Origin of the sequence: Armatimonas sp. (assembly GCF_031410135.1) — a bacterium.
In the GTDB taxonomy this organism is placed as follows: domain Bacteria; phylum Armatimonadota; class Armatimonadia; order Armatimonadales; family Armatimonadaceae; genus Armatimonas.
On sequence record NZ_JANNYP010000120.1, the window covers coordinates 1 to 7,073 of the forward strand.

The following is a 7,073-nucleotide window of genomic DNA, read 5'->3' on the forward strand; positions in this document are numbered from 1 at the left end:
CCACACCGCCGATGCGCTTGCCTGGGCGCTCTATAAATCTGGCCAGAAAGCCGAAGCGAAGCACTTCGTTAATCTGGCAACCGCCACAGGTACGTGTGACCGTCAGATATTGGATCATGCCCAACAAATTCTCTCGGAGAAAAAGCCATGAAACGTGTTTTTACCCTGATTGAGCTTCTCATTGTCATCGCTATCATCGCTATTCTGGCTGCGATTCTCTTCCCCGTTTTTTCTCAGGCCCGCGCCAAAGCCCGGCAGATTGCCTGTCTCTCGAACCAGCGCCAGCTCGGAGTAGCGGCACGAATGTACATGACGGACAACGACGGCCAGCTTTTTCACCACCATGAAGAGTGGGTGCTCGACGATGGCTCGACCGTGCCACAGCTTCCCACCAGCCTTGCGGGTTGCGAAGGTGGCGGCTATGGCAACAGCCACGCCGAGGCTCCCTGGCTGGATGCGCTGGAGCCGTATCTGAAGAACACGCAGCTTACCCAGTGCCCTGAGTCCCCCATGGGCCAGAGCTATCTCCTGAACTCGGTCTTTACCCACAAGTCCTGCCGCTATGCACTTGAAGGAGTTCTGGGAGACTTTGCCTCTGAGCCGCTAGTTGCCGCGCTCCCTAACCCCAACCTGATTCTTTTTTCCGAGCGCAACCTTGAGGGAGCCCCGGATCAGGACGACTACGATACCTGGGTGGGCGAGCCCGCGCTGGTGGAGTGGCTTCAGTACAACCGACATAATGGCGGGGCCAACTACACCTACGCCGATGGTCACACACGCTGGCTGCGCTGGGGCCGTGCGCGGGTAGACCAGTTTCCCGACCATCTCGTCCGCCGCCCGTTGGAGGAACCCATCCCATGAATTTCCCACTAACCCCCGCTCCGCGGGGGGACAGCTTTGTGGGCTTGCGCCTGATTTTTGGGTTCATGCTCCTCCTGAGCCTCGCGCTTCCGAGCCTTGCGCACGACCCACGCTACAGCAGTGTAATCTTGCGCTTAGAGGCAACGGGGCTGCGTATCAGCCTCGTCGCGCCCGTCGGCAAAGAGGCGGGCCTGCGGACACGGCTGGCGCTGGAGGCCGATGGCAAGTCGGTCATAACCGAGGGGGAGAGCCAGATTCAAGATGCGAATAACCGCACCGTTTTGCTCGACACCTCGGCGGCTGTGCTCTCGCCTAAGCAACTCACGCTCACCAAGCGCCTCTTTCCCGAAGACCCACAGAGCCGCACGATTGTGCTGCTCTACTCAGATGGCAAGCTAGTGCAGGAGACGGTGCTGGATGCAGCGCACCCGAGCTTTTCCTGGGAAGCAACACAAGCGCCCGAGTCCAAGCTCTCTGTAGCGCGGCGCTTTGTGCTGGAGGGCATCTCACATATCTTCGCGGGGCCGGATCATATTTTATTTGTGGTGGGGCTACTGCTCCTGGGCGGGACGCTACGGCAGCTCCTCAAGATCGTGACAGCTTTCACTCTGGCGCACTCTGTCACGCTCTGCCTAGCCGCCACCAAGACTGTGATGCTTTCCCCGAGCATTGTGGAGCCGTTGATCGCACTCTCGATTGTGGCCGTCGGGGTGGACACGTTACTCGCCAAACCTGGCGAGCGTGACTTTCGTGCCCTGATAGCGCTCGGCTTCGGGCTGATTCATGGCTTCGGGTTTGCAGGCGCACTGGCAGAAGTAGGGCTTCCGAAAGAGGCGCTTGGCATCTCTCTAGGCGCGTTTAATGTCGGTGTCGAGCTGGGCCAGCTGACGATTGTCCTGGCCGTCGCTCCCGCACTCATACTGCTCCAAAAACACCACCCCAGAGCGGGCCGTCGCGCCACGATCGCGGGCTGCGTCACCGTGATCCTGCTCGGAGCCTTCTGGTTCTTACAGCGGATTGGCTAGCTACTTCGCAGGAAGGCCGAGCCTGAGGCGGGCGGCGAGTAGGCCGTGCTCACGTACCCCGGCGGCATCAAGCTCCAGAGCGGCTAGCAGCGAGCCGCCGCCGTGGCCGGTGAGCTTGGTCTGAATCTCCTCGAAAAGACCCGCAAGAGCAGAAACGCGACAGGTTTTCTGCGCTTCGTAGAGGGCTCCCAGCGCCGCTTCGGGCTGATCTATATGGCTGAAGGCAGCTCCCTGCCAGTGGCGCGCGGTGCCCTGGTTTTGGGAGTCGTGGAGGTTTCCAAAGTGGGTCGCGGCTTCCTCCAAAAGTAGGGCGGCCCGTGCAGGGTCTTCGACAAGCGTGATGCGCCCGAGGACGAGCAGGGCGCAGGCAAACCCCTCGCGGTTCTGCGAGGCGCGGGCGACGGCAAGCCCCCGTTCGGCGAGATCAAAGGCGGGATCGGTTTGTTGGTTACGCAGATGACTGAGCGCAAGAGCCAAGAGAACGCCCGTAGGGCCAAGTGCGGCTTGTGGCGGCTGAGGCAGATCTACGGCGACCTGGTAGCGGCCTTCATCTTCGATGGCGAGGCCAGAGCGCAGGAGCACCTCCATCGAGCGCTGCCAGCCCTTGCCCCAGCTGACTTCGAGGTCTTCTGCCTGTGCGCCCGTGGCAAAGAGCGAGAGCACCCCTAATAACCGCCCCACCCCTTCGGGCAGGCGGTCGAGAAGTAGATCACGAGTGAGGATAAGCGGTGTGGTGCTGCCTCCGTGCAGGGTCAGCGCGGTGAGCTGTGTCTCCAGGCGAACGCGCAGTGCCGAGAGAGGTTCCGTTTCCAGAAGTGCCGCGGTGAGCCGGACGGTTTGAGGATTGCCATCCAGCAGGCGAGCCAGCGACGCACTCTCATCGGGGTCGAGCTCCGTGCGAGTCCAGCCCACGAGAAGCCGACGGGCATCGCTAAAAGAAAGGGGAGGGAGCTCCAGCGCCTGCTCTTGAGGCAGGCCCAGTGCCGCTCGTGCCGTCACCAGAAGATGAACCTGGGGAAAGCGCTCTAAGAGCGTGGGGACAAGGGAGATGTCTAGGCCGTCTAGGATAAAAAGAGCGTTTTCTATGCCTGTAGGAACGTGCTGTGCAATGGCCAAGTGCGCGGGCTGGCTACGGGTGACGCCGCGTAGGCTCACCCAGAAGACCCCCGCCGGAAATGCTCCCGCCTCCGCAAGGCGCTGGGCGGCGGCACGGACAAGAGTGGTCTTGCCAACACCAGCATCGCCATGCAAGGTAACCAGACGTGAGGCACAGGTGGCACGCACCAGAGCACCCAGTGCTTCGTCTCTCCCTACCAGCTTATCCGCGAACGCCCGCAACCGAGCAAACGCCGCCTCTCTCGCCGAACCTTGCAAATTAACGTCCCATCATGTAGTGCTTCGCTACTCAGAAGCAACCGAGTAGTCATTGTAGCATGAGGACGTTTAGTTTGCAGGGTATACTGACGCCGCGATGCCCCTCTCTTTGCGAAATGTGACGCGTCTATCTCATGCTGCCGTGGCGAACTGGACGGCGCATGAGCTTTTGGAGCACTATGTTTTTGAGGCAGCCAATGCGACAGGGGCGACACGTGCCTTTGTTGCACTTGCCGAAGCGGAGGCGGGCGGGCTGGTATTGCTGGCAACCTCAGGAGCGGGCTGGACCGATGAAGCGCGGCAGAACCGCCTCTCGGAGAAAGACCGAACCAGTACGATCACATCCCTGGTAGCCCGCACCGGAGCCCCTGTACGGGTCGCCGATGCTCCTGCCGATGTCCCCGGCTATGTCTCGTTTTTCCCCGGAATTCGCTCCGTTTTAGCCGTGCCAATCTCCCTGGAGCGCGATGAGCGGGTGCGTGGTGTGTTGAACTTGGAGTCTGACCGGGTGGACGCTTTTAATGAAGAGCACGAGGCTTTTGCCCAAACGCTCGCGGACTTGGCGGCGCTCCGGCTCTCGATGGACGATTTAAGAGAGCGTGAGGCGGCGCTGGTGCAGATCGGAAAAGAGCTCTCCGGCACGGCAGACTCCGAGGCAATGCTGGAGCGGGTCGTGGAGATTACGAGCCAGGTGCTCCGTGCCGAGGAGTGCTCGCTTTATTTTTTAGACCAGGCCAATCAGCACCTGACCCTCGCCGCCACCCGCGGCAAGGGCGTGCGGCCCGCTCGAAAAGAGTACGCACTGGGCAATGGTCAGACCGGCATGGTGGCCGAGACCAGCGCCGTGGTGCGCGATCTCGACGAGATGCGGGCGTTTCTGGGAGTCCCGATTCCCTCGGTCGCGGGGACAGTTGGGGTGCTCCGCGTGATTCGCAAAGAGTCCAGCTCGCCCTGGTTCCCCAACGACTTCACGGATGCCGAAGAGGAGGCGCTGCTGATGATCGCGGCGCAAGTGGGAGCGGCGATGGACAATGCGCGGCTCTTTGCCCGCCTGATGCAGTCCGAGCGCATGGCGACGTGGGGCGAGATGAGCGCGATGTCGAGCCACATGATCGGCAACCGGGTCTTTGCCATCAAGGGTGATCTCAACGAGTTGGAGTACGTGGCGCAGAGTGGCGGCGAGGTGCGGCCCCTAGTGGAGGGAATGAAGCGGGGGATTTTTCGCCTGGAGGAGCTGCTGGCCGAGTTCCGGGACTTTGTGCGCGCGGGTAACCTCGCCCCTACTCCCGGTGATGCGACTGAGCTGGTACAAGCCACCCTTGCGGAGACCTTTCCCAAGCGCAGTAGTGTCACTCTGGAGCTCAACTTTGCCACAGCCCCCCTGCCCATTCTCGCCGATGGTGCCAAGCTCAAGCGGGCTTTCTCGGAGCTGATTGAGAACGCGGTCACGTTTATGGAGGCAAAGGGCGGCGGAACACTCACCGTGACAAGCCGAAAGGTCTCGCGGCGTGAGCTGCTTTCCACTCGTATGGCGCTCCCCCGCAGTGACTATGCCCTTCTCACGTTCCAAGACAATGGCCCCGGAATCCCCGTCGGTGAGAAAGAAAGAATCTTTCGACCCTTTGTGACCTCGCGGGCACGCGGCATGGGGCTAGGGCTGGCGATTGTAAAAGGCATTATCGAGGCGCACCATGGCGGCATTATCGAGACGGGTGCGGAAGGTCAGGGTGCGCTCTTTGAGATCGCACTTCCCCTAAAGTCACAGAAGGGTGTAAAATAGCAACCTATGATTCGAGTATTAGTGGTAGATGATGAAGATGAGGTTCGGGCGGCACTGGCCCGGCGGCTGGAGCGCGAGGGCTATGCGGTGACAACGGCGGGCTCGGAAGTGGAGGGGCTCAGTGCCCTCAAGACGGTCGAGCACCCCTACGATATTGTGGTGACGGACATGAACATGGGCGACCCCAACTCAGGGATGCATGTTCTGGAGGGAGCCGCCTCACGTGATGTCTTCACCGAGGTGATCGTGCTGACTGCCTACGGAAACGTTGCCAATGCGGTGGAGTGCATGCGGCGCGGCGCGTTTGACTATATCGAGAAGAACATGCCCGGTGTGGATGTCTTTGAGCTGCTGGTGATGAAGCTGGAGCAAGCCTGCCAGCGCCGCCGCCAGTCCGTTGGCACCGTCCGCCGCCTCGAGGAGTTCCACAAACGCCACGCGGAATAGCCCCACGGAGATCGTGAGGGCTAGCTACACCCGGATTTTCTGCCAGCGGCCCTGGCGGAAGACGAAGATGGTGCAGATTCCCTGGATCACCGTGGAGAGGCTCATGGCCCACCAGGCACCAGTCATGCCGAAGTGCTGGAGAAGAAACCAGGCGAGTGGGAGGCGGATCAGCACCATGGTCACGGTGGTGAGAACCGTGGGGCTGAGGGTCTCCCCCGCCCCCTGAAGCGCCCCGATCAGCCCCATTCCGAGCGCCAGAAACGGCTCCGAGATCGCCGCGATCTTGAGATACGACACCGTAAGAGCCAGCGTCTCGTCCACCTTGGCATTGCGTGCGGCATCCTCGCCGTGCTGGAGGAAGAAGCGGGCAAAGGGTTCGGCAAAGACGTAGCAGACCACGCCCATCACGCTCATAACTGCAATGGCCTGCCAAGTCGCGGCCCACGCGGCGGCATTGGCGCGCTTGACATTGCCCGCCCCTAAATTCTGGCCCACAAACGCCGCCGAAGCAATCGAGTAGCCAAAGCCCGGCATAAAGGCAATGCTCTCAAAGAGCAACCCCACTCCCAGCGCCGCAATCGCCGCGCCCCCAGCGGCGGTGCGGGCGATCATGCCCTGAAAGACGAGCATCGAACCCACCCGAATCAGCTGTTGGAGCGCCGCGAGCAGCCCGATCTTGAGAATGCGCCCGGCCCAGGAGGTGTCAAGTTTCCACGGCCCGCCCAGCCCATCCGAGACGGGGCTCTGTCTGAGAAACCAGACCGTGAGGGCCAGCGCCAGCACCTGGGAGCAGACCATCGCAAGCGCCCCACCCACAATCCCAATGCGTGGGATGAGTAGGGCGTTGCCCAGAGCATGGACTCCCACAGAGCCAAGTGTCACGTAGAAAGGCCGCGTAGTATCGCCGAGGCCGCGGAAGACGCCCCCTAGGATCATCACCAGGAACTGCACGGGCTGCCCAAAGGCCATCACTAGTAAGTAGGGCTCTGCGAGAGGGATCGCGTTTTTATCCAGCCCTTGGAGAACGAGCAGTGGGTGGCGCACCAGCACCAGCACGATGCAGACGACCACCGAGATCAGAAGGCTCAGGAGAACTGACTGCCGCGTCACTGAGGACGCGTCGTGGAGAGACTTGGCCGCCTCTTCCGGAGCCTGCGCCTTACTCGCCCCAATAAAGCGTCCCACCAGCGCCGTGGTGCCCGTCGAGACCGCCATCGCCGCCGCAAGAAGTAGCCACATCCACGAGGTACAGACCGTCACCGCTGCCAGTGCATCGGGGCCGAGCTTGCTGATAAAGAAGCGATCCAGAAAGCCATTGAAGGTCTGCACCAGCATCATCGCCACAGAGGGCATCGCCACCAGAAAGACCCCCCGCGCCAGCGGCCCCTCCAGAATCATCCCTTGCCGGGCATCTTTACTCATCTTGCCTGTTACCCCGAACAGAGTACCATGGTTCCCGGTTTGCCCTCCCCCGGCTTCGTTCGTTCCTCACTACGCCACCCCCTCCCAATAATGGGAGAGGGTTGGGTGGGGGAACCTCCCCTTCCCTCCCGTTATCGGGAAGAAGGGGGCAAAAGGAAGGAGGG

The 7,073-nt window shown here is 61.5% G+C and carries 6 protein-coding genes; 4 read left to right on the plus strand and 2 right to left on the minus strand.

Features of this window, described 5'->3' with window-relative positions; all coding sequences use genetic code 11:
- Positions 1 to 147 precede the first annotated feature (147 nt).
- Together RMO15_RS04505 and RMO15_RS04510 are read left to right on the plus strand one after the other, a co-directional pair.
- A complete protein-coding gene (locus RMO15_RS04505) occupies positions 148 to 861 on the plus strand; it encodes an H-X9-DG-CTERM domain-containing protein (protein ID WP_309708383.1) in 714 nt (237 codons plus the stop codon).
- Positions 858 to 1,886, plus strand: coding sequence for a HupE/UreJ family protein (locus tag RMO15_RS04510; protein ID WP_309708386.1), 1,029 nt, complete (start codon positions 858 to 860; stop codon positions 1,884 to 1,886). The genes RMO15_RS04505 and RMO15_RS04510 overlap by 4 nt, the downstream gene beginning before the upstream one ends.
- On the opposite strand, the gene RMO15_RS04515 is transcribed toward RMO15_RS04510, so the two are convergent.
- Positions 1,887 to 3,260 (minus strand): AAA family ATPase, encoded by a 1,374-nt coding sequence (locus RMO15_RS04515; RefSeq protein ID WP_309708389.1) that lies wholly within the window; start codon positions 3,258 to 3,260, stop codon positions 1,887 to 1,889.
- 97 nt (positions 3,261 to 3,357) lie between these two features.
- Between RMO15_RS04515 and RMO15_RS04520 the strand changes: the two genes are divergently transcribed.
- Entirely contained in the window at positions 3,358 to 5,040 is a 1,683-nt protein-coding gene (locus tag RMO15_RS04520; RefSeq protein WP_309708392.1) for a GAF domain-containing sensor histidine kinase, read from the plus strand.
- 6 nt (positions 5,041 to 5,046) lie between these two features.
- Complete coding sequence (locus RMO15_RS04525; RefSeq protein WP_309708396.1) at positions 5,047 to 5,487, plus strand: response regulator; 441 nt, start codon at positions 5,047 to 5,049, stop codon at positions 5,485 to 5,487.
- Between the two features lie 24 nt (positions 5,488 to 5,511).
- Here the strand turns inward: RMO15_RS04525 and RMO15_RS04530 are convergent, their stop codons facing one another.
- Entirely contained in the window at positions 5,512 to 6,909 is a 1,398-nt protein-coding gene (locus RMO15_RS04530) for an MATE family efflux transporter (protein WP_309708399.1), read from the minus strand.
- Positions 6,910 to 7,073 lie beyond the last annotated feature (164 nt).